The sequence below is a fragment of the Tellurirhabdus rosea genome (assembly GCF_026278345.1).
GTDB lineage: Bacteria > Bacteroidota > Bacteroidia > Cytophagales > Spirosomataceae > Tellurirhabdus > Tellurirhabdus rosea.
Genome location: NZ_CP111085.1, coordinates 3,917,029 through 3,937,452, shown reverse-complemented (window position 1 = coordinate 3,937,452; position 20,424 = coordinate 3,917,029). Strand labels below are relative to the sequence as shown.

15 protein-coding genes are annotated in these 20,424 nt (G+C 58.1%); 7 read left to right on the top strand and 8 right to left on the bottom strand.

The window, feature by feature from the left end; translation table 11 throughout:
* Window positions 1–152: 152 nt before the first annotated feature.
* The 4 genes from ORG26_RS16685 (at window position 153) to ORG26_RS16670 (ending at window position 5,277) form a co-directional block, all read left to right on the top strand.
* Window positions 153–1,751 carry a hypothetical protein gene (locus tag ORG26_RS16685; RefSeq protein WP_266363745.1) on the top strand — a complete coding sequence of 533 codons (1,599 nt, stop codon included), beginning with the start codon at window positions 153–155 and terminating at the stop codon, window positions 1,749–1,751.
* A 131-nt stretch (window positions 1,752–1,882) separates the two neighbouring features.
* Window positions 1,883–3,094: a hypothetical protein gene (locus ORG26_RS16680; RefSeq protein WP_266363743.1), complete on the top strand. Its 1,212-nt coding sequence runs from the start codon at window positions 1,883–1,885 to the stop codon at window positions 3,092–3,094.
* A gap of 428 nt (window positions 3,095–3,522) precedes the next feature.
* Window positions 3,523–4,143 (top strand): RNA polymerase sigma factor, encoded by a 621-nt coding sequence (locus tag ORG26_RS16675; protein ID WP_266363741.1) that lies wholly within the window; start codon window positions 3,523–3,525, stop codon window positions 4,141–4,143.
* A 3-nt stretch (window positions 4,144–4,146) separates the two neighbouring features.
* Window positions 4,147–5,277, top strand: a complete 1,131-nt coding sequence (locus tag ORG26_RS16670) for a trypsin-like peptidase domain-containing protein (protein ID WP_266363739.1) — start codon at window positions 4,147–4,149, stop codon at window positions 5,275–5,277.
* Between the two features lie 88 nt (window positions 5,278–5,365).
* On the opposite strand, the gene ORG26_RS16665 is transcribed toward ORG26_RS16670, so the two are convergent.
* The gene (locus tag ORG26_RS16665; protein WP_266363738.1) at window positions 5,366–7,825 is read right to left on the bottom strand and encodes a TonB-dependent siderophore receptor; all 2,460 of its coding nucleotides are present in this window, start codon (window positions 7,823–7,825) and stop codon (window positions 5,366–5,368) included.
* A gap of 158 nt (window positions 7,826–7,983) precedes the next feature.
* On the opposite strand from ORG26_RS16665, the gene ORG26_RS16660 reads away from it, so the two are divergent.
* The gene (locus ORG26_RS16660) at window positions 7,984–9,129 is read left to right on the top strand and encodes a PepSY-associated TM helix domain-containing protein (RefSeq protein WP_266363736.1); all 1,146 of its coding nucleotides are present in this window, start codon (window positions 7,984–7,986) and stop codon (window positions 9,127–9,129) included.
* A gap of 58 nt (window positions 9,130–9,187) precedes the next feature.
* Here ORG26_RS16660 and ORG26_RS16655 read toward each other — a convergent pair whose 3' ends face one another.
* Both ORG26_RS16655 and ORG26_RS16650 read right to left on the bottom strand, forming a co-directional pair.
* Window positions 9,188–10,471 (bottom strand): tetratricopeptide repeat protein, encoded by a 1,284-nt coding sequence (locus tag ORG26_RS16655; RefSeq protein ID WP_323134437.1) that lies wholly within the window; start codon window positions 10,469–10,471, stop codon window positions 9,188–9,190.
* 56 nt (window positions 10,472–10,527) lie between these two features.
* The gene (locus ORG26_RS16650; RefSeq protein ID WP_266363733.1) at window positions 10,528–11,850 is read right to left on the bottom strand and encodes an ATP-binding protein; all 1,323 of its coding nucleotides are present in this window, start codon (window positions 11,848–11,850) and stop codon (window positions 10,528–10,530) included.
* Between the two features lie 122 nt (window positions 11,851–11,972).
* On the opposite strand from ORG26_RS16650, the gene ORG26_RS16645 reads away from it, so the two are divergent.
* On the top strand, window positions 11,973–12,542 hold the full coding sequence (locus ORG26_RS16645; RefSeq protein WP_266363731.1) for a type 1 glutamine amidotransferase domain-containing protein: 570 nt from the start codon (window positions 11,973–11,975) through the stop codon (window positions 12,540–12,542).
* A 279-nt stretch (window positions 12,543–12,821) separates the two neighbouring features.
* Complete coding sequence (locus ORG26_RS16640) at window positions 12,822–14,189, top strand: toll/interleukin-1 receptor domain-containing protein (protein WP_266363729.1); 1,368 nt, start codon at window positions 12,822–12,824, stop codon at window positions 14,187–14,189.
* Here ORG26_RS16640 and ORG26_RS16635 read toward each other — a convergent pair.
* The 5 genes from ORG26_RS16635 to ORG26_RS16615 all read right to left on the bottom strand — a co-directional run bounded on the left by ORG26_RS16635 (window position 14,186) and on the right by ORG26_RS16615 (window position 20,361).
* Window positions 14,186–14,671 (bottom strand): DUF456 domain-containing protein, encoded by a 486-nt coding sequence (locus ORG26_RS16635; protein WP_266363727.1) that lies wholly within the window; start codon window positions 14,669–14,671, stop codon window positions 14,186–14,188. The genes ORG26_RS16640 and ORG26_RS16635 overlap by 4 nt on opposite strands.
* A 92-nt stretch (window positions 14,672–14,763) precedes the next feature.
* The gene (gene moaA, locus ORG26_RS16630; protein WP_266363725.1) at window positions 14,764–15,744 is read right to left on the bottom strand and encodes a GTP 3',8-cyclase MoaA; all 981 of its coding nucleotides are present in this window, start codon (window positions 15,742–15,744) and stop codon (window positions 14,764–14,766) included.
* A gap of 71 nt (window positions 15,745–15,815) precedes the next feature.
* The gene (locus ORG26_RS16625) at window positions 15,816–17,174 is read right to left on the bottom strand and encodes a hypothetical protein (RefSeq protein WP_266363723.1); all 1,359 of its coding nucleotides are present in this window, start codon (window positions 17,172–17,174) and stop codon (window positions 15,816–15,818) included.
* 61 nt (window positions 17,175–17,235) lie between these two features.
* Entirely contained in the window at window positions 17,236–17,919 is a 684-nt protein-coding gene (locus tag ORG26_RS16620) for an SDR family NAD(P)-dependent oxidoreductase (protein ID WP_266363722.1), read from the bottom strand.
* A gap of 153 nt (window positions 17,920–18,072) precedes the next feature.
* Entirely contained in the window at window positions 18,073–20,361 is a 2,289-nt protein-coding gene (locus ORG26_RS16615; protein ID WP_266363720.1) for an FdhF/YdeP family oxidoreductase, read from the bottom strand.
* Window positions 20,362–20,424: the final 63 nt, after the last annotated feature.

Sequence of the window (20,424 nt, the reverse complement as noted above, 5' to 3'; positions counted from 1 at the left end):
CACTATGAATCTACGCGCTGGTCGCGTACAATTACTTCCCGCTGATTTTCAGCAGTTTTACTCTAGTTCAAGTCCGGCGGGTCCGGTAGTTTTGCCCCATCGGTTGTGACCCGAAAAACCACTTCCATTTACCCTTAACACAGGCGACCATCATGGGCAAGCAAAATCCGTTCTCCTCCCTCAATGTTCAGAAGATTCAGAATGCCAACCGCTTCAAAATCCGGTACGACAAAGTACGCAACCTCGAATTCATCGACCAGGACAAAATCAGGCTGGTTGATGTAGACGCCTTCCGGAAGCGTTTCCCCGTCGAATGGTTTAATTATATGGAAATTGTGGGCCAGCCCCATCCGCTTTTTCCGCCTGATATTCGCTATTACCAGAATTACTCGGCCGCTCATTTTCCAAAGGGAAAAATGGTTGTGGCCGTTCATTTTGATCTTTACAACGCGCTCAAGGAAAGACTGAACCGTTATGTGGTGGATCTGGCCTACGACGGTTACTTCGCCGACGTGTATACCATCAAAGGCGGCCGCCCCTTGCACCTGCGGAATTTTCTGAAAAGTTACGACGGCCTGAAAGGAGCCCTGCTGGTGGGCAGCGTGGCCGTTCCCTGGTTCGAGATGGACGACGACTTTTACGGCGCCCACGCCGAATTTCCCTGCGACCTGTTCTACATGGATCTGACGGGCACCTGGTCGGATACCGACGCCGACGGCAAATACAGCCAGCATACGGGCAATGTAGCGCCCGAAATCTGGATTGGCCGCCTCTGGACGCCGACCGCCGGGGGCAACGACGTGGGGCTGCTCATTGATTATTTCGACCGTAACCACCGCTTCCGGGTCGGCCAGTTGGGTCATTCGCGCTCGGCGCTGACGCTGATCGACGACGACTGGGAAGGGTTTGGCGACTGCGGCCTCGACGGCACCATTCCGGCGGCCAATATTGAGGTCATCACGGCACCGGCCAGCACGACCGGGCCCCGCTATAAATCGGAGGTACAGGACATTCGCGGCTGGGTGCAGATCGGTGCCCACTCGAACCCGTTCGGTCATTCGTTCAAAAAGCCCGACGGCAGCGACTGGGTTCCCAACACGTTCCTGCGGGACGAAAAGCCGCCCAAAGGGTATTTTTACAACCTTTTTGCCTGCAGCAACGCCCGGTACACCGACGCCGAATACATGGCCGGCTGGTACATTTTCGACAAGGCGGGCGGCGGAAACAGCAACGGTCTGGTGGCGGTCGGCAGCACCAAAACGGGCTCCATGCTGTATTTCGAAAACTTTTATAACCCGATGGGCGCGGGTAAAAACGTAGGGGATGCTTTTGTAGACTGGTGGAAATCCATCGGTCCCGACCACAACCTCGACGAGCGGCGCTGGTTCTACGGCATGGTTATTCTGGGCGACCCGACGCTCAACTGGTGGTCCGGGGTGGTGCCGCAACTCCAGACCCCGGCGCCCGAAACCGTTTTCAACCACTTCCCACGCAACACCACCTACAGCTGGACGCCGGTCAACATTCCCGGAGCTACTTATACGCTGGAGATTGACGCGTTCGGGGCGGTAGCCAGCGGCAAATGGGCCGCCGAGGCGGGCAGCGCCTTTCTGGTCCGCTCGGGCATTACGGGCACCTCGTTCAGCCAGCCTTTTGTCGGGGCACAGCGCGGGCGTTTCCGGGTGCGGGCGCAGGTGGGCGGGCGCAACTTCCCATGGAGCGAATGGTCCTACTTCCGGTACACGGTTTAAGTTCAGCAGTCCCCAAAAAGCCCCTTAGTGCAAGGGGCTTTTTTTTTGATAACCTTGAAATGCAACCTTGTTGCAATTAAATATTTAACCATATTTGCAACACAGTTGCATTTATAACTTCTATCTCCTTTATGAAGCACCTATCTTCCTTTTTGCGACTCAGCGTGGTAGCTGGTCTGGTCTTTGTATCGACAGCCTGCAACAACGTCGATGAAGTAGAGCCGACGAACAAAGGCGAGTCCGCTTTTACCCGGCTGCTGATTACGGATGCCGAATCCGGTGAAATCACGCTGGTGAATCCGTCCAAACAATCGTCCGAAAAGTTTACGGCCCGATTCGGCGGCAGCAATGTCTACCCTACAGCCAGCGGCCGTTATGCGGTTCTGGTCAACTACGCCAATGACTTTGTCCAGTTTTTTGACAGCGGGATCGTCGATCATGGCGACCATGCTGATGTGAAAGGTACGCCCAAATGGGCAGCCGCGACCTCCTCGGCGCTCAAACCGACGCACGTCTACGCAATGGGTGACAATATTGCTATTTTCAACGATGGAGAGGGCTCCATGACTTTATTTCGGGAAACCGACCTGCACGCGACGGCCGTTCAGCCCAAAACCGTCAAAGTAGATATTCCGCACCATGGGGCTCTGGTTGCTTTCAGCAACGGGACGTATGCGGTAACAAAAAAGAATCCGGCTATCACCGGCTCTCTTCCGCAGGGAGTTAGGATTGTGGACGGCAACGGCACTGTCGTGCATGAAGCCACACAGGCGGTGACCGGCATTCACGGTGACGCAGGAAACGGCGAGACGGCCCTTTTTGGCACTACGGATGGGGTTCTGGTTGTTCAGAGCAACGGCAGCCAGCGGCTCATTCCCTATCCGTCAGAATTTGAAAAAAACTGGTTCGGAACGATTGTCCACGATGCCGTAGCGGACGCCTTCTATGGATACACCGCCAAACTTGGTGTTTACCGTATTGATGTTTCCGGTAACCGTCTGACGCCGGTGGTTGTTACCGACCAGCTCCATACGTTCAAAGTGGATAAGGAAGGGCGGGAGGTTTTTGCCCTGCTCAACGACGGCACGTTGAAAGTCCATGACGGGCGCACGGGCGTGGCGCGGCGTGAAGCAAAAATCATTGGGGCGATTGACCCGGCGGCCAAGGTAAAACCGGACATGACCATCACAAAGAAATTTGTTTACCTGACCGATCCGCAGAACAGCAACTTACTCATTCTGAAGCGTTCGGACCTTAGCAGGCAGCCTGCCATCGCCGTTCCCGGAAAACCGGCAAAACTTGCCGTCATTGGTGCCCAGCAGAATGTCAGCGGTGACGACTGAGGCGGTATCCGGCAGAGAGTCCACAAAAAAGCCCCTCGCAGTTGTGCGATGGGGCTTCTTTATTTCGTTTTATCGAAAGAATTAGCGTGCAGAGTCAGCAGACATCGTAGCAGAAGCTGAATCCGTAGCCATCGTCGTGTCCGTAGACATCATAGCTGAGTCAGAAGACATAGCCGTTGAATCCGTAGTCGTCGTAGACTCCGTAGATTCAGATTTGTTACCGCCGCAAGAAGCCAGTGCAACAACCGTCAGAGCAAAGAAAGCTGATTTTACAAGACCTTTCATTGTAGGAAATGTTTAAAGTTTTAGTGAATTTCCGTCCTTAATACGCCCCGCCGGAAAAGGTAACCCGCTCTTCGGGAAAAAATTTTTATATTTTTTTTGGGTTACATTTTCGCCGCTGCGGTATAAAGCAACAGAGAGTAACGATGAATGAAAGCAAAGGTTCGCCCCGCGGCGGCTCCACCCCAGCCCGGTCGGAACTCACCGATGATGAGTTGATTACCGGTCTGGCGAATGGTTCCGAAGAGGCATTAACCCAGCTGTACAGGCGATATTTTCCGATGGTGCTGCATCTGGTACTGAACAACAGCGGCACGGAAGACGACGCCAAAGACATCTACCAGGAAGCGCTTGTTGTGGTGTACGAGAAATTGTCGGCCGGAACGCTGGTGCTCACGGCGCAACTGAAAACGTACCTGTATTCGGTCTGCCGACGCCTCTGGCTTAAGCAACTCTCCCACCGTAATCGCAATGGCCAGCCGGGAGGCGGCTATTTTCTGAAAGATACCGATGACTTTGTCTCGGTTGACGCTGACTTGAGCGAGCACGAAATCCGCGACCGCCAGTTTGACCTGATGAGTGAATCGCTCGAAAAACTGGGCGAGCCCTGTCGGACGCTGCTCGAAGATTTTTACGTACGCCACCTGTCGATGCAGGAAATCACCGACAAGTTTGGCTATACCAATGCCGATAACGCGAAAAATCAGAAATATAAATGCCTGATGCGCTTGAAGCGATTTTTCTTTTCAGTGTATAAAGAGGATTGAGTGATGGAATCAGAAGGACAATTTCGGGACTGGGCCGACCGGTGGGTGCGTGACGAACTCACACCCGACGAGCGGCGGCATTTTGACGCCGCCTGCCAGGCCGACCCGTTACTGGCCCAGAAAGTACGTGAACAGCAGCAGCTGGCGGACGCCATGCGGCTCGTCGACCGGCGGAATGCCTTCCGGCAGCAGCTGGAGCAGATTCACCAGTCGATGGACATGGACGCCGTTCGCGCTGAACTGGAAACTCCCGTGGAGCCGCTGAAACCCACCGGCATCCGGGCGCTCTGGCAGACCTACCGCACCACGCTGGCCGTGGCGGCCTCAGTGGCCGTGTTTTCGACCTTCGCCACGCTGTCGCTCTACAAGTCTTACCAGTCGAGCCAGCAGCAGAGCCAGCAGTACAGCATGCTCCGCCGCGATCTGAACGCCATCCGGCAGTCGCAGAACGCGATTCTCAACGACATCAGCGCCCGGCAGCGGGCCCTGCAGCTCAACCCCGGACAGGTAGCCGGTACGGGCTTTCTGCTCTCGCCGGACGGGTATTTGGTGACCAATACGCACATTGTCCGCGACGCCGACTCGGTTTACGTTCAGAGCGTCAAAGGCGATATTTACAAGGCGAAAGTCGTTTACACCGACCAGAACTACGATCTGGCGATTCTGGAAGTAGGCAACGACACGACCTTCCGCCGCCGCAATACCCTGCCGTACGCTTTCAGTGCGGTTTCCTCCGACCTGGGCGAACGGGTTTATACACTTGGTTTCCCCCGCGATGAGGTCGTTTACGGAGAAGGCTACCTAAGCTCACGAACCGGCTACCGGGGCGATACCACGGCTTATCAGGTAGCCATCAGCGTCAACCCCGGTAACTCGGGCGGGCCGCTGCTGGACGAACGGGGCAACGTGATCGGCATCGTCAGCGGGAAACAGACCCTGACCGAAGGCGCCACGTTTGCCATCAAAACGGATTACCTCCTTCGTGCCATCGCCGCCATCCCGACCGATTCGCTGAAAGGCAGCTCGATTCGCATTAACAACAAAAACACCCTCGCCCGCCTTTCCCGCAAAGAGCAGATCAAACGCCTCCAGGAATGCGTGTTTATGGTCAAGGTGTTTAAGGGGGAAAAATAGTCGTAATCAGTCATAAGTCGTAAGCGGCGCTTCGCCTCAATTCAACATCAGCGAAGCATCGTTTACGACTTATGACTGTTTACGACTATTAAAACGTGTATCCTACCGTGGCCAGGAAATTTCGTGGGGCGCCGGGGAACAGGCGGATGTAGTCGTAGCCGCCCACCCAGTAGGTCTTGTCCGCGAGGTTGTTGACATTGACCTGAATCTGAAACTTCTTCATCTGGTAATAGAGCGCCGCGTTAAAGACCTCGTAGGCGGGCGTGCTCTGCGCCGTGTTCAGCGACGTGAGTCGCTTCCCGACAAAGTTACCGCCCACGCCAATGCCGATACCCTGAAGGGGTCCGCTGCTTACCACATATTTCGTCCAGAAATTGCCCTGGTGCTTCGGCGCATTGGGTTTTTGCTGCCCAATCTGGCTTTCGGTCGTGCTACGGGTGATCGTTGCGTCGTTGTAGGCGTAGTTCAGCACGACGTTCCAGTTCGTGGCAATCTGCCCGATGACGTCCAGTTCGACCCCTTTGGCCACTTCCTGCCCAACCTGCGTAAGCAGGTCCGGCTGGTTGGGCTGGTTGGCTGGGTACAGCGTCCCGTTCAGTTCGAGGTTGTAGACCGAAGCCGTCACGTTCAGGCGTTTGTCGAACCATTCGCTCTTGAAGCCGCCTTCCACCAGCCGGCTCACCAGCGGGTCGAACGGGCCGCCCGCGTTCGGGTTGGCAATCGTGGTAGCCACCTGCGGCTGGTACCCTTTCACGTAGGTGGCGTAGGCGTTGATGTTGGGCGTCAGGCTGTACACCAGGCCGAGCCGCGGAATCAGCGCCTGCTGCTTCACTTTCCGCTCTTTCGCCGTTTTGTACTCAACGACTTCCGTAAAATAATCCTGCCGGAAGCCCGCCAGCACCTTCAGCTTGCCGATGCTCATCTGATTCTGCGCGTAAAAGCCCTGCGTGTAGTAGAAGGTAGGCGGATAATCGGTGCGGCTGTAGAAGTACTTGCTCATGTCCGCCATGTAGTACGGATTCGCCTCGGTCAGGTTGAAATGCGCCACGTTCGGCACCGGAGCCCCCTGGCTGTCGAGCAGGTAATCTTTGGCTCTGGCCGGATTGAAGGTGTTGATTGCGCCGGTATTGGCGGCGTTGCGGTAGCCCCGGGCCACCAGCTGCGAGCCGCCGGGAGCCAGTTTCTGCTGCGCATAATCGTAGCCGATCACGAGCCGGTGCGCCAGTTTGCCGGTGGCAAAATCAAGGTTGAAATAATTGGAAATATTGTCGTCGAACCAGCGCCGCTGGCGGATAAACACCTGCATTTCCACCAGATTCGGGATGTTCTGCCCCGCTCCGTCCTTGGCGTAGGTGTTCGCCGAGCGGTGTTCGAGCAGGTCTTCCTCATAACCCGTTTTCATGTAGGCCGAGTTGAAACTGATGTGTTCGTTGAACCGGTGGTTGAGCGACAGCGTGATGTTGTACGTTTCTTCCTTCAGGTAGTCGTTGGTGCGGTTGAGCGAGCGGGAAATGGGGACGGAGTACAGGTCGCCGTTGCCCAGCACCGCCTGCCCCCGGTCGAGGCGGCCGTTCGAGTTCTGGTAGACCACATCGAAGTTCAGGCGGGTCCGGTCGCTGGGCAGGAACGTGACGGACGGCGCCACAATCAGGTTTTTATCGTATTGCAGGTCCCGGAAGCTCATGGCGTTCTCGTAGCCGAGATTGAGCCGGTACAGCAGCGTTTTCTGCTCGTTCATGGGTCCGGTAAAATCCGCCAGCGACCGGAACGTATTGAAACTACCGACCGAAAAGCTCAGCGATTGCCGGGCTTCGTCCAGCGGTTTTTTGGTGACCCGGTTGATGGTGCCGCCCGGCGAGGTGTTGCCAAACAGGGCCGAAGCCGGACCTTTGATGACTTCCACCCGTTCCAGATGCGGCGTCAGATTCTGCTTCCAGAAGCTGGAGTTCGACCGCAGCCCGTTGACCAGCGACGCGTAGTTGTCGCCGCCCGATACGCGGTGCCCGCGGATGGTCAGGTCGTTGTAAAACGAAAACTGGTTGACCCCGCTGAAGTTCTTCACAGCTTCGTTGAGCCGGAAAATAGCCTGATCCTGAAGCAGTTCTTTGGTGATGTAACTAACCGACTGCGGAATGTCCTTCAGCGCCGTGGCCGTTTTGGTGGCGACGAACGAGAGGTCGGTTTTGTAATCCGTTTCGCGGCGACCGGTAATTTCTACCGTTTGCAGTTCTTCCATCTGCTCGGTGGCGGTCAGCGCCAGCGTGGTCGTTTGCCCGTCCGTCAGTTGCACGGCCTGGTCGAAGCGGCGGAACCCGACCCCTGAGCCAAGCAGCCGGTATTCGCCCGCGGGCAGGTCGGTGAGCCGGAAAGCCCCGTCGCTGTCCGTCACAGTGCCGTATCGGGTGCCTTTTAGCTGGAGGCTGAAGCCGACAACCGGCCGGTTCTGGGCATCCGACACTCGTCCTTCGAGCCGGGACGTCTGGGCAAAGGCGGTGGCGAAAATTACCCACGTAAACAGTACAGTCAGTAGAACCTGCTTACTCATCATATCTGGATTTGGTTTGTCCGAGGTCAAATTCGGTTACAAACCTAGAGTCTATTTAGAACCATTCAAAACAAAACGGTCAATTATTTTGAATTATTCTAATTAAACGCCACTTTTACGACTCCATTCGCATTCCAACGCAAAGACGAAAGCAGCCTCGTATGAAACAGATTCTAGGGAAGTTACACCTTTGGCTTGGTCTGGCCTCCGGACTGGTTGTTCTGATTGTAAGTCTGACGGGCTGTCTGTACGTGTTTGAGGAAGAACTTCGGCTGTTTTTTTACCGAAATGAGCGGATCGTAACGGCCGAGTCCCGGCCGTTTCTGACGCCCGGCCAACTTGCCGCGGCCGTCAACCGCCAGCTTCCCGACGCCAGGATTGAATCCATGACCATCGAGCATCGCCCCGACCGCGCCGTTCTGGTTCATCTCAAAAAAGACAAGGTGGCTGGCGTCAATCCGTACACGGGTCAGGTACTGGGCGTTCAGGAGGAGAAAACGGAGTTTTTTCACGTGGTCGAGCAGCTCCACCGGAACCTGCTGCTTGGTGAGGTGGGCAAGCGAATTGTCGGCGTTTCGGTGCTGATGTACCTCTTTCTGCTGCTTTCGGGACTTGTTCTCTGGTGGCCGCGTTACAAAAAAGCCTTTAAACAGAAGTTCAGTATCAAGTGGAATGCCCGCTGGCGGCGCGTCAATTACGATCTGCACAGCGTCGGCGGTTTTTACGCCCTGATTTTTCTGCTGGTCATCTCCATGACGGGTCTTGTCTGGGCCTGGCAATGGTGGGAAAACAGCATTTTCTACCTCCTCGACGGCAAACCCCGCGACCGCAGCAAGGTTTTCTCCACCTACCAGCCCGGCGCGGCCAGCATTCCGGTAGACCGGGCGTTTGCCCAGATTCACCGGCAGTTTCCGGGCGGCGAGCAATCCTACGTCTACTTCCCCACCGACTCCGTCTCGACCATCCGCGTCCAGGTCCGGTACGACAAATCCGCCATTTACCGCAAATACAACATGCTGACCTTCGACCAGTATACCGGAGCGGTGCTGCACGAAAAACGGTACGACCGATTCACGAAAGGGGAGCTTTTCCGCCACACCAACTACGATTTGCACACGGGGCAGGTTCTGGGGCTTCCCGGCAAAATACTGGCGTTCTTTGCCAGTCTGTTTTCGGCTTCGCTGCCCGTCAGCGGCTTCCTCGTCTGGTGGGGACGACGGCAGAAAGCCTGTAAAACGCTGGAATCCCGTTCCCGCCCGGCGGGGAATCGCCGGAAAGTCCGGCAGTCGTCCGGCGCGACCTTATAACCTAAAAATCCCCGCCAGAGGCTCTGGCGGGGATTTTTCATAGTCGGCAAACGCGTCGTTAATCGTTCTTTTCAATAAGCAGAAAATTCCGGAAGAACATAAAGAGGATCAATTCGACGGTAAAGAGGTTGAACAGAATCATTCCTTCGCCCTTGCCGCCAATGAGCAGAACGAGGGCCACAACGGCCGTCAGGCTCATGATGAAAAGCATCAGCCGGAGTCGGGAGCGATTTTTATAAATATCCGCCTCAATCCAGGCACTGAGCGGCAGCACCAGTCCGAGCCCCATCAGGCCGCCCAGAAACAGCGTAGCCATCCCGAAGCTGTTCATCGATTCGGCCAGATAGCCCGTCAGCGCCGCCACAAAACTGAGGGGTAGCAGAACAGCCACGTACCGGTACATCGCCCGTTTCCGGTCCGAAAGCAGGTGTCGCCCCTGGGCGTCCGCCAGCATCAGGACGTTGAACAGCGGATCGGCAAACCAGGTCAGCCAGACAAACAGCATCACGGCCACCTGCGCCAGTTCGATAGCCAGCACCGAGCTGTCGAGCGAATTCAGGAAGCGGATCCCCACAAAGCTACCGATGATGACGGCCCACTGCTGCTGGCCTTTCAAGTTTGCCATCCAGAAATAATACTTCAGGAAAATCCGGAACAGCGGATTTTTGGCCTTCAGGGCTTCGAGCATACCCGCCTCGGCCCAGGTCATTCCGGGTTCAAGGCGCAGGGCTTCGGCAAAATGCTCCCGGGCTTTCCGGTGGTCGCCTTTTTCGAGCAGCGCCCAGCCCGCACTGGCATGACTAAAGGCGCTGCCGGGGTCTTCCGCCAGCGTTTCTTCGATGGAAACGGGCAGTTCGTCGGACCGGCCGAGTTTGGCCAGACAAAGGTTCCGGATATTGAGGCAGACTTCCTGGCTGGGGTCCAGCTGCAGGCCCTGTTCGGCATGGTGCAGGGCATCGCTGAAATCTTTTTCCTGATAGTGAATCAGGCTGGCCGTCCCCCAGTAGTCCGCATCGGACGGGTCGAGGTGAATGGCTTCCTGAGCGCTCCGCAGGGCTTCCTTCGGCTGCTTCAGGCCCAGATAAGCGCGGGCTTTCAGGTCGAGCACCACCGCCTGGTCGGGCCACTGCCTGAGCAGATCATTGGCAACGTCCAGCGCTTCGGCTGGCTGTTCCAGCTGGATGAGGGTATAGGCCAGCATCAGCATGGCTTCCGGGTTCCCCGGATCAACGGTGAGTACATTCCTGAAGGCCGTCAGGGCCTGATGGTAGCGGCCCTGGCTGTACAGCAGTCGGCCGCGTTCGAGTGTAGGTTCGGTGAGCATATTTTCTACCCCTGTCAGCGGCCGTAAGTCCTGACAGGATTTATGTTATAGCGTTGAGATTAGCCCCGGCAGGTTTAGAGCCACTTCTGCGTTTTCATGAAACTGAGCACGGGTTCGTACTGACCGGCTTCGTTGGCGTACAGGGCGTAATTCTTGGCAGACGAAAACCACTCCCGCACGGTCGGGCGATGGGCTTTGACGGCATCCAGCAAATCCGCCGTTGTGACGGGCACGGGGCGACCCGCCTTCATGGCTTCCAGCAATTTCCGCTCCACAGCCCGGTCTACCACGGCCTGGAGGTCGGCTCCGGAGAAGGTTTCGGTTTTGCGGGCAACGGCCGTTACGTCCACGTCGGCGGCGGGCAGTTCGCGCAGCTGGAGACGCAGGATTTCCTCCCGGGCCGACGCATCGGGCGGGGCCACGAAGATGAGCCGGTCGAAGCGCCCCGGTCGCCGGAAAGCACTGTCGAGGTACCAGGGCGTATTGGTCGCGGCCAGAACCAGCACCCCGTCGTTGGCATGGCGTACCCCGTCGAGTTCGTCGAGAAACTGGTTGATCACCGTGCGACCGGCCGTTTTGCGCATGTCGTTGCGGCTCGCTCCCAGCGCGTCCACTTCGTCGAAGAACAGCACGCACGGAGCCTGCCGACGGGCCTGTTCGAAGACATCGTGCAGATTACGTTCGCTGGCCCCGATCCACATGTCCAGAATATCGTTCAGGCCGACCGAAATAAACGAGGCGCTGATTTCGCCGGCCGTCGCCCGGGCCAGGTAGGTTTTGCCGCAGCCGGGAGGGCCATACAGCAGAATACCGCCGCCGGTCCGCTTGCCGTAGCTTTTGTAAAGGTCCGGGTGTTTGAGCGGGAAGATAATCTTGAGCGCGATTTCCTCTTTCACCGCGTCCATGCCGCCCACGTCGGCAAACGAAATCGTTGGTTTCTGACTTTCCAGCCTAAATTCGCCGGTCTCCTCCGGTCCGGCCGCGAGCGGAATCCGGTCCGTTTCGACCGCCAGTTCTGCCTCCAGAGCCGGGTCCGCCAGCCGGTCGTCGAGCAGGCAGGCACGCTGGTAGTGGTCACGGGCTTCGGCGAACTGGCGCTGGGCCAGCAGCAGGCGGGCGGACAGCAGATACGCTTCGGCGTTGTTCTGCTGAATCAGGTCTTCCAGGACGACCAGCGCCGCGTCGGTTTTGCCGTTTTGCTGAAAAGCCCGGGCCAGCCCCAGTTTGAGGGCCGTATCGTCGGGTGCCAGCCGGAGCGCCGCCCGGTATTCGGTTTCGGCTTCCGCCGCCCGACCGGTCTTCAGCAGGGCGTCGGCCAGCAGTTTGCGTAAGAGGACATTGTCGGGCGAAAGCTGGCTGGCCGCCCGTAAGTTTTCAAGATCGCTCGGTGAGTACATGCCTGTTTTTGGAAAAGACGAAAGATACAAAGTTTCATATCAGGAAGCGAGGCTTTCCCTTTCTGGCACAAACATTCGCCGACATCATGGGTTGACTAAGTAGACATTAACTCAAGAACGGTATGGAAAATCGACAGAAACTGGCGGGAAAAAAGGTGGCCATTCTGCTCACGGATGGCTTTGAACAGGTCGAAATGACCGAGCCCCGCAAGGCTTTGCAGGAAGCCGGGGTCGAAACGCATCTGATTGCGCCCAAAGGCGGCGAGATAAAGGGCTGGGACGAAAAAGACTGGGGCGACTCCTTCCCCGTCGACCGGACGCTGGACGAGGCGAACCCGGACGACTACGACGGGCTACTGCTGCCCGGCGGCGTCATGAACCCGGACCACCTGCGCATGGAACCGAAAGCGGTGCAGTTTGTGCGGCACTTCTTCGAAGCCCACAAACCTGTTTCGGCGATTTGTCACGCCCCCATGATGCTGATCGAGGCCGATGTAGTGCGGGGCAGAACGCTTACCTCCTACCCGTCCATCCAGACCGACCTCCGCAACGCCGGGGCCAACTGGGTGGATCAGGAAGTCGTAACCGACCAGGGCCTGACTACCAGCCGAAACCCCGACGATATTCCGGCTTTCAACCGCAAGATGCTGGAGGAACTTAGGGAAGGCATTCACGACCGGCAACATGCCTGATCGACAAGCCCCGTCAGCCGACGGGGCTTTTTTTGTCCTCTTCCTTCCCGGTCAAGCGCGCCCGCCAAAGCCAAGATTCTGTTTCTTCCCCTACGACCTTTTACGACTAAACCAACGCCGCCCAGGGCCGTTTTCGGCGGGCGGCGACTCCCCCTTTCCGGGGATTGACTACCAACCGGCGGCGGTCGAATTTTGTCTTCTGCCCGGCGGGCAAAAAATAGTTGTCATCTCAAAATCAAATACATACCTTTCTTTCCAGCTTGTTAACCGGCTCCCGCTATGAACGTCTTTATCTCTCATTCCTGGCAGAACAAATACGCGGCGAACCTGGCCATGGAGCGTCTCCGAAAATCCGGCTTTACGGTGTGGATGGACTACGCCCAGCTCCTGCCCGGACAGCCCATTCAGGCCGCCATCGACCAGTCGCTGGCGAAAACGGACGTGGTTGTGCTCATCTGGTCGAAGGAAGCAGCGGCCTCCGAGGGAGTCCAGGCGGAACTTCAGACTTCCTTCCGACTCAACAAGGTGGTCGTTCCGGTCGTGCTCGACGATACACCGATGCCCCGGCGACCGGATGGTCAGCAGATCAAGGAAATCCGCTTCAACGGAGAACTTCAGGAAGGGCTGAATTATCTGGAAATGGTGCTGACCTCCTACCTGAGCCTCTCTATTGACCAGTTTTCGGGCGCTCAGGCCATCACCCGCATGAACGAGCTTCTGGGGCTGTTTGAGGTAAGTGTCTACGTGCGGGAAAGGAAAAAAAGCGGCTCTCCGCTGTCCGAAGAAGAAAAAACGTACTGGATCAACGAAATCCTTGAAAAGGAAAAAACAACGCGGCAGGACCTGGAAGGGGTGCAGGACGAAAGCGGGGCCGTCCTTGCCTTCCTCAACGAACGGATGCCGACGCTGGAAAAAGACCTGTACAACGAGAATTTATGCGGTCGTCTGCTCCAGGAGGCCCGGTCGTTTCGCTACGCGGACCACCCGCTGATCCAGAAATTCATTCGAATGCTGGGGACACCCGCCGCGCCGGACAGCCAGTCCGTCATTCGCCGGTACGAAAGTCAGCTGACCGAAGAACTCGAACGCTCCCGGGATAAGGTGAAAGAGCATCTGGGCCGGATGATGCCGGAACTGCTTTTTCGGCCCCTGTACAACAGCGTCCGCTATTTTTACGAATCGTCTGCCCGGACCCTCCATGAATTATCCGACGCAGCGGCCCGTCCGGGCAGTGATCCCCGGCTCGCCAGCGCCGTGGAGGCCGTCTGTACGCACATCAGCCAGCATACGCCTCCCCCGGGCCGCGACCGCTGGGGCATTCTCAGTTATACTAGCGTCGTCTGGGTCGTGCACCGGGTAGCTTACGGGCTTTATCAGAAGGGCATCCGGGACCTGACCGCCTGGAATGCTGACTGGAAGCGCATCCAGCAGGTCGGCCTGCTGATTTTTGCGGTGGTCGGCGCCGAACGGCTCAGCAAATCGGATCGTGTGGCGGATGCTGTGATCAGCGGCGCCGATGCGGCCGGAAATGCGGATGCCCTTCAGCAACTGGCCCGGCAGCGCAGCCAGCTCGAACGGGTCCGCATCCTGCAGCTACAGAATGAACTGAATGCCGCCACGAGCGCGGGGCTGAACAACTGGTCTTAGTAGAAATAGTCCCAAAGCTCCACCCCGGCCACCACAATCATGACCAGGCAGAGAATCACTTTCATGACGATTCCGGCCAGAAAACCGACAAACGACCCGAAAGCCGCCCGCATGGCCTGCCCCGACGGCGCTCCGGCAATCAGTTCGCCGATGAAAGCGCCCAGAAAAGCGCCGAGGAAAATGCCGATGCCCGGAATGACGAAGAACCCGACGCACAACCCAATCATCGACCCCCATTGCCCGGCCGCCGTGCCGCCGAATTTCTTCGTGCCCCAGATCGGGACGTAATAATCGGCCACCGCAATGACGGCCGTCGCCAGTCCGAGGCTGACCAGCGTCGCCGTACTGAATTCGGCATAATTGGAAAAATGCAGGCAGAGCAGCCCGGCATAGCTCAGCGGCGGGCCGGGAAGCGGCAGAACGGCACCCGCCAGACCGATCAGCAGTCCGGCAATGCCCAAAAGAAGCAGAAGTTGGTCCATTGAAAACCCGAGTTAACTTTCCGGGCCAATTTTACCAATAAGAGCGGGATAAACAATTCGGGGGCGGCTTTCGCCAACCACCCATCCGCTCGCTACCCGCCGATGGTGGACATGGATTCCGACACCGGGGCCCGCTGCTGTTCGGCTTCAAAGCCGTTTTTGGGCCGGTGCGCAAAGGTTTTCAGGAAAGCGGCCGTCAGCTCGTCGTCGGTGGCGCCGCTCCGCAGCAGGGCCCGCACATCCAGCACGCCGCTGTCGTACAGGCAGGTTTTGAGGGTTCCCTGGGCGGTCATCCGAATGCGGTTGCAACTGCCGCAGAACGTCCGGCTGAACGCGGCAATGATGCCGATGTTGCCCTGATAGCCCGGTATCTGGTACAGATAGGAAGTTGAATGGGCGGGGTCCGGCAGTTTCTGCAGATTCGGGTACAGCCTTTGAAGTTCGTCCAGAATGCGCTGGTAAGTCCAGGTCAGCACCGGGTAGTGGCTCCCTTCGCCGTTGAACGGCATTTCCTCGATGAACCGCACCTCGACCGGGTGGTGCCGCGTCAGTTCGGCCAGCGCCGGGATGTCCTCGGTATTCTTTCCTTCCATCACGACCGCGTTCAGCTTGACCGGCACCTGCTGTTCCAGCAGTGCATCCAGCGTGCCCTGCACGGCGGGCAGCTCGTCGCGGCGGGTGATGAGCCGGAACCGTTCGCGGTCCAGCGTGTCGATGCTGAGGTTGACCGAGCCGACGCCCAGCCGTACGAGGTCGGGCACGTGCGGGGCCGTCAGGACGCCGTTGGTCGTGATGTGCCAGTCGCGAAGCCCTTCGATCGCCGCCATTTGTTCCAGAAATTCCATCAGGCCGTTGCGGACAAACGGCTCGCCACCCGTAATCCGGACCTTCGATACGCCCAGCCGCGCCAGCACCCGCACCAGCCGTAGCATCTCTTCGTAGGTCAGCAGCTGGTGTTTGGGCAGGTACTTGATGCCTTCTTCGGGCATGCAGTAAAAGCACCGCAGGTTACAGCGGTCCGTCACGGCAAGCCGGAGGTAGGTGATGGGACGATTGTGGTTATCGAAAATCATGCGCCGGGCATTTTTGCGAAAATACGAATTAAACGGCACTTTGTTGATAACCAATCCAGCGGCCCCGGGCCTCAGTTTTTCTGGCCGGGCTTCAGTGTTCCGGCTTTCATGGCCGCCAGCGCTTTGCTGAAGGTTTCGCTCGGCATGCCCTGCTGCCTGTTGATCTCAACGGCCCGGGTCTGCCACTCGATGGCTTCCGGGCGGCGACCCAGCTTATACAGCAGCCGGGCGTAGGTGTCCATCAGGCTCGGGTTGGGATGGCTCAGAAACTCCATCGACCGTTTGGACCACACCAGCGCCCGTTCGAGGGCGTCCGGTTCCGTAGCCATTTCCCAGAACGACCAGGCGGCTCCGTTCAGCGACTGACTCAGGCGGGTGCCGTGGGGATTGGGCGCGTAACCGGCGCTTCGTGATCCGGGCGACTGACTCAGGGAACGCAGAAAATTCTGCCGGTCCTGTTCGTCCAGACGGGCAATGGAGTCCACCTTGACACTCATGAAGTTGAGTTCGTAGAACGGAATGGCCGCCCGGATGTAGCGGGCCGTATCGCCCGATTCCCGGAAAAAATGGAGCATGTTCCACTCAAAAACGTACTGTCCGCGCCGCTCATCGCGGGTATGGGTGCTTCGGGCAAAATTGGCCGTCTGGAAAGCCAGCCGCGCATCTCTTGTCCGCACGGCTTTCGCACGGCTTTTATTGATGATGCCCGTATTGATTTGAGCCGCCCGCCCCCGGAGTCCAAAGCGGTACAGGCTGTCCAGCCGGCGCCAGTCGCGGCGGACGAGGCTATCGGCGCGGCTACCCAGTACCGGAGCCCGTTCCAAAATAAACAGCAGCGTTGGTGCCGACCGGAGCGAATCGGCGGGCAGGCTTTTGACATACACGTCCAGCACCTCTTCGGTGTCCAGCTCAACCGACTGTCGCCGTTCGAGATACGTCCGCAGAAACTGCGGTTTCCGGTTTCCGGCGGTGTATTCCCGTTCCATCTGCACCAGCGACGGCTGGTTTCGGCGGCTCAGCGCTATTTCGGCCTGCTCCGAGAGTTGAATGGCATTGGTCGTGGAGGCGTTGAAGCGGTGGAGCAGACTGCCGTCGGCGGCCAGATACAGGGAAACGGGACCGTTCGCAATGCTGTAGCGCCCCGCCACTTCGGCGCCTTCCGGCGTAGCGGGATTGATCCGGTAACTCACAAAATTGAGATTGTACTTCTCCCGCAATACCGGCGAGCGAAACCCGACGGTAGCCACCTCCACGCACTGCGAACAGTCTTTGCTGTCGATGTGGAGCAGCACCAGTTTCTTCTCGCGGGCCGCCTTTTTCAGAACATCGGACCAGGGTCCGGCCTCAAATTGGACACCTTGCGCGAAAGTCGAAAAAGAGGTCATTAACAGCCACAGAAGGCAAAACTTCAGAAAATTGGCAGGTTTCATAGCGGCAAGATATACCGAATTACCCAACAAACAGAAGGGTCGTTTAGTATCCGGTCAAGGCTCAGGCGCGGTTGTACGCTTTCAACACCGGCTCCCGCAGCATCCGGCCCGGCCCGAAGGTCACAAACTGAATCAGCTCGGCCAGATCGGCGGGGCTGACCCAGCTTTCGGGATTCGCATCGGGCATGGCCTCGCGGTTGGCGGGCGTGTCGATGGTACTGGGCAGAATCACCGTTGAGACGATATTCTTCGCCTTGCCCGCCGCGTTGATGAGTTCGGAAAGATGCATCACCAGCGACTTCGAAAGCGCGTAGGCGACCATGTGCTGTCCGGCTTCGGGGGCCAGGGCCGGCCGCGCGCCGATAAGCACGATCCGCCCGCCTTCCGGCTGTTTTTCCATCTGCGCCACCACCGGCCGGACGAGGTTGTAAGCCGTCTGGAAATTGATCTGGAACATTTTTTCGACGGCCGCGTAATCGGTCTCCGCCAGCGACCCCATCGCAAAACCGCCCGCCAGCAGAACGGCCGCATCGAGCGTTCCTCCGGCGGCGACGGACTGTGCCACCGCGCGCTGGCAGGCGGCTTCGTCGCGCAGATCCGCTTCGATGGGTGTCAGGTTGGCGGCCTGAGGAAGGGCATGTCCGGCTTCGTGGGTGGCAAAAAGGGTGTGTCCGTTCCGGATAAGGGTCTGCGTGACCGTACGGCCGAGGCCGCCGTTGCCGCCGGTGAGAAGAATGGTTGGCATGAATTTTAATGTTGAAGGTTGAATGTTCAAGGTTGAACGTTAACGTGGCTTTTCTAGGGAGCGTTTGTAGAGACGAAGTTGAAGGTTGAATGTTTAAGGTGGCTTTTCCAAGGAACGTTTGTGGAGGCGAAGCTGCACGTTAAACGTTCAACCTTATACTTTACACGATTCTATTGTAATGACGATGGACTTCGACGTTGGCGTCAGGCTTTTTTCGGCGACGCTGTCAATGGGTATCAGCACGTTGGTTTCGGGGAAATACGCCGCTGCGTTGCCCGGCGGAATGTCGTAGGGCACAATGACAAACCGCTCGGCCGTGCGCCGGATGCCGTTGTAATGGCTATGAAGATTGACCACCTGCTGCGCCTCAAGTCCCAGCCGGTCAATGTCGGTGGCGTTCATCAATACCACCCGCCGCTCGTTGTGAATGCCCCGGTAACGATCATCAAGCCCGTAAACCGTCGTGTTGAACTGGTCGTGGCTGCGGATGGTCATCAATAACAACTCGTTGTTTTTGAGCGAAATGACTTCCGGAAGATTTACGGTGAAATGCGCTTTGCCGTCCGGCGTCGTAAACCGGCGCTCCCGGGGTCCGTTGGGCAGGTAGAACCCGCCCGGCTGCCGGACCCGCTCGTTGTACCGCTCGAACCCGGGAATGACCCGCTCGATCAGGTCGCGGATGCGGTCGTAATTAGCGACAAGCGCCTCCCACGTATTCCCGGACTTCAGCCCGGGAGTACAGCGTTTGGCCAGTTCGGCCACAATCGCCACTTCGCTTTTCAGATGCGGTGAAACCGGCTCCAGCACGCCTCTGGACATCTGCACGACGCCCGTTGTTCCCTCGGTCGTGACAAACTGCTCGCCCGTCGCCTGCACGTCCCGTTCCGACCGGCCCAGACAGGGCAGAATCAGCGCCGTTCGGCCGTGAATCAGGTGAGAGCGGTTCAGTTTGGTGGATACCTGCACCGTCAGCGAACAGCGTTGCATGGCTTCAGCGGCGTAGTTGGTATCGGAAACGGCCATCAGAAAGTTGCCGCCCATGCCGAAGAAGACTTTCGCCCGCCCCGCGTGCATGGCCTCCACGGCCTCTACCGTGCTATAACCGTGGCGGCGCGGCGGCTCGAAGCCGAAAACCTCTTTCATTTTGTCCAGAAATTCAGGCTTTGGTCGCTCCCAGATGCCCATCGTGCGGTCGCCCTGCACGTTGCTGTGCCCCCGGATGGGGGCCGCGCCGCCACCCGGAATGCCGATGCTGCCCTTTGCCAGCAGCAGATTGATCACCTCCCGGATGGTCGCTACGGCGTTCCGGTGCTGCGTCAGGCCCATGGCCCAGCAAATGATGAGGCGCTTTTTGTGCTTCAGCGTGTCGGCCACCTCCTGTATCTGGGCTACGGTCAGCCCGCACTGTTCGGCCAGTTCTGCCACGTCGGCGGCCTCCAGTGTTTCGCGGTACTTCTCGAAACCGGCGGTTTGGGCGTCGATGAAACCGGGGTCGAACACCGTTCCGGGCGCTTTTTTCTCTTCTTCCCAAAGCAGCTTTCCCACGGCTTTCAGGAAAGCCAGATCGGCATTGATCCGGATTTTGACGTAAATGTCCGTCAGTTTCTGTCCGCCCAGCAGCAGGTCGCGGGGGCTCTGCGGGTGCTGAAACGCTTTCAGGCCCGTTTCGAACAGCGGATTCACGGCGATGATGGTTGCTCCGGCCCGTTTGGCGGCTTCGAGCGGCGTGAGCATGCGGGGCGCGTTGGTGCCGGGGTTCTGCCCCATAATCATGATGACCTCGGCCTGCTCGAAATCGTCGTACGTAATCGACGCCTTGCCCAGCCCGATGGTTTCCGCGAGGGCCACTCCGGTCGATTCGTGGCACATGTTCGAACAGTCCGGCAGGTTGTTGGTTCCGAACATCCGCACAAACAGCTGGTACAGAAAAGCCGCCTCGTTGCTGGTCCGGCCGGAAGTGTAAAAGACGGCTTCGTCGGGCGAAGTCAGGTTGTTCAGTTCGTCGGCAATCAGGTCAAAAGCCGCTTCCCAGCTGATGGGCTCGTAGTGTGTCGCGCCGGGACGAATCACCATCGGCTGCGTCAGACGCCCCTGTTGGCCGAGCCAAAAGTCTGATTTTTCGAGCAAATTCAGCACCGAATACCGCTGAAACAGGACCGGCGAGGCCGAATGGCGCGTCATCACTTCATCGGCGACGGCCTTCGCCCCGTTTTCACAGTATTCGCCCAGCGCCGACCGGTGGCTGTCGGGGTCCGGCCAGGCGCAGGACGGGCAGTCGTACCCATCTTTCTGATTCAGGGCCATCAGGGCTTTCCAGCCGCGCGCGAGTTCCGTAGCCGCCAGAACGTGCCGCACGGAATTCAGAACGGCGGGAACACCGGCGGCTGTATTGGCGGGTCGGCTCAGGCGAAGGCCGGTCAGGGTTTCAGGAGCAATTTTCATTGGTTTTTCGGTGAAGTATTTCTCGCAGATTTGCGCGGATTTGAAGCGCAGATTTTCGCAGAT

Coding starts and splice junctions, on each gene's coding strand:
- ORG26_RS16685 (WP_266363745.1), top strand. CDS start 153: ATGGGCAAGCAAAATCCGTTCTCCTCCCTCAATGTTCAGAAGATTCAG.
- ORG26_RS16680 (WP_266363743.1), top strand. CDS start 1,883: ATGAAGCACCTATCTTCCTTTTTGCGACTCAGCGTGGTAGCTGGTCTG.
- ORG26_RS16675 (WP_266363741.1), top strand. CDS start 3,523: ATGAATGAAAGCAAAGGTTCGCCCCGCGGCGGCTCCACCCCAGCCCGG.
- ORG26_RS16670 (WP_266363739.1), top strand. CDS start 4,147: ATGGAATCAGAAGGACAATTTCGGGACTGGGCCGACCGGTGGGTGCGT.
- ORG26_RS16665 (WP_266363738.1), bottom strand. CDS start 7,825: ATGATGAGTAAGCAGGTTCTACTGACTGTACTGTTTACGTGGGTAATT.
- ORG26_RS16660 (WP_266363736.1), top strand. CDS start 7,984: ATGAAACAGATTCTAGGGAAGTTACACCTTTGGCTTGGTCTGGCCTCC.
- ORG26_RS16650 (WP_266363733.1), bottom strand. CDS start 11,850: ATGTACTCACCGAGCGATCTTGAAAACTTACGGGCGGCCAGCCAGCTT.
- ORG26_RS16645 (WP_266363731.1), top strand. CDS start 11,973: ATGGAAAATCGACAGAAACTGGCGGGAAAAAAGGTGGCCATTCTGCTC.
- ORG26_RS16640 (WP_266363729.1), top strand. CDS start 12,822: ATGAACGTCTTTATCTCTCATTCCTGGCAGAACAAATACGCGGCGAAC.
- ORG26_RS16635 (WP_266363727.1), bottom strand. CDS start 14,671: ATGGACCAACTTCTGCTTCTTTTGGGCATTGCCGGACTGCTGATCGGT.
- moaA (WP_266363725.1), bottom strand. CDS start 15,744: ATGATTTTCGATAACCACAATCGTCCCATCACCTACCTCCGGCTTGCC.
- ORG26_RS16625 (WP_266363723.1), bottom strand. CDS start 17,174: ATGAAACCTGCCAATTTTCTGAAGTTTTGCCTTCTGTGGCTGTTAATG.
- ORG26_RS16620 (WP_266363722.1), bottom strand. CDS start 17,919: ATGCCAACCATTCTTCTCACCGGCGGCAACGGCGGCCTCGGCCGTACG.
- ORG26_RS16615 (WP_266363720.1), bottom strand. CDS start 20,361: ATGAAAATTGCTCCTGAAACCCTGACCGGCCTTCGCCTGAGCCGACCC.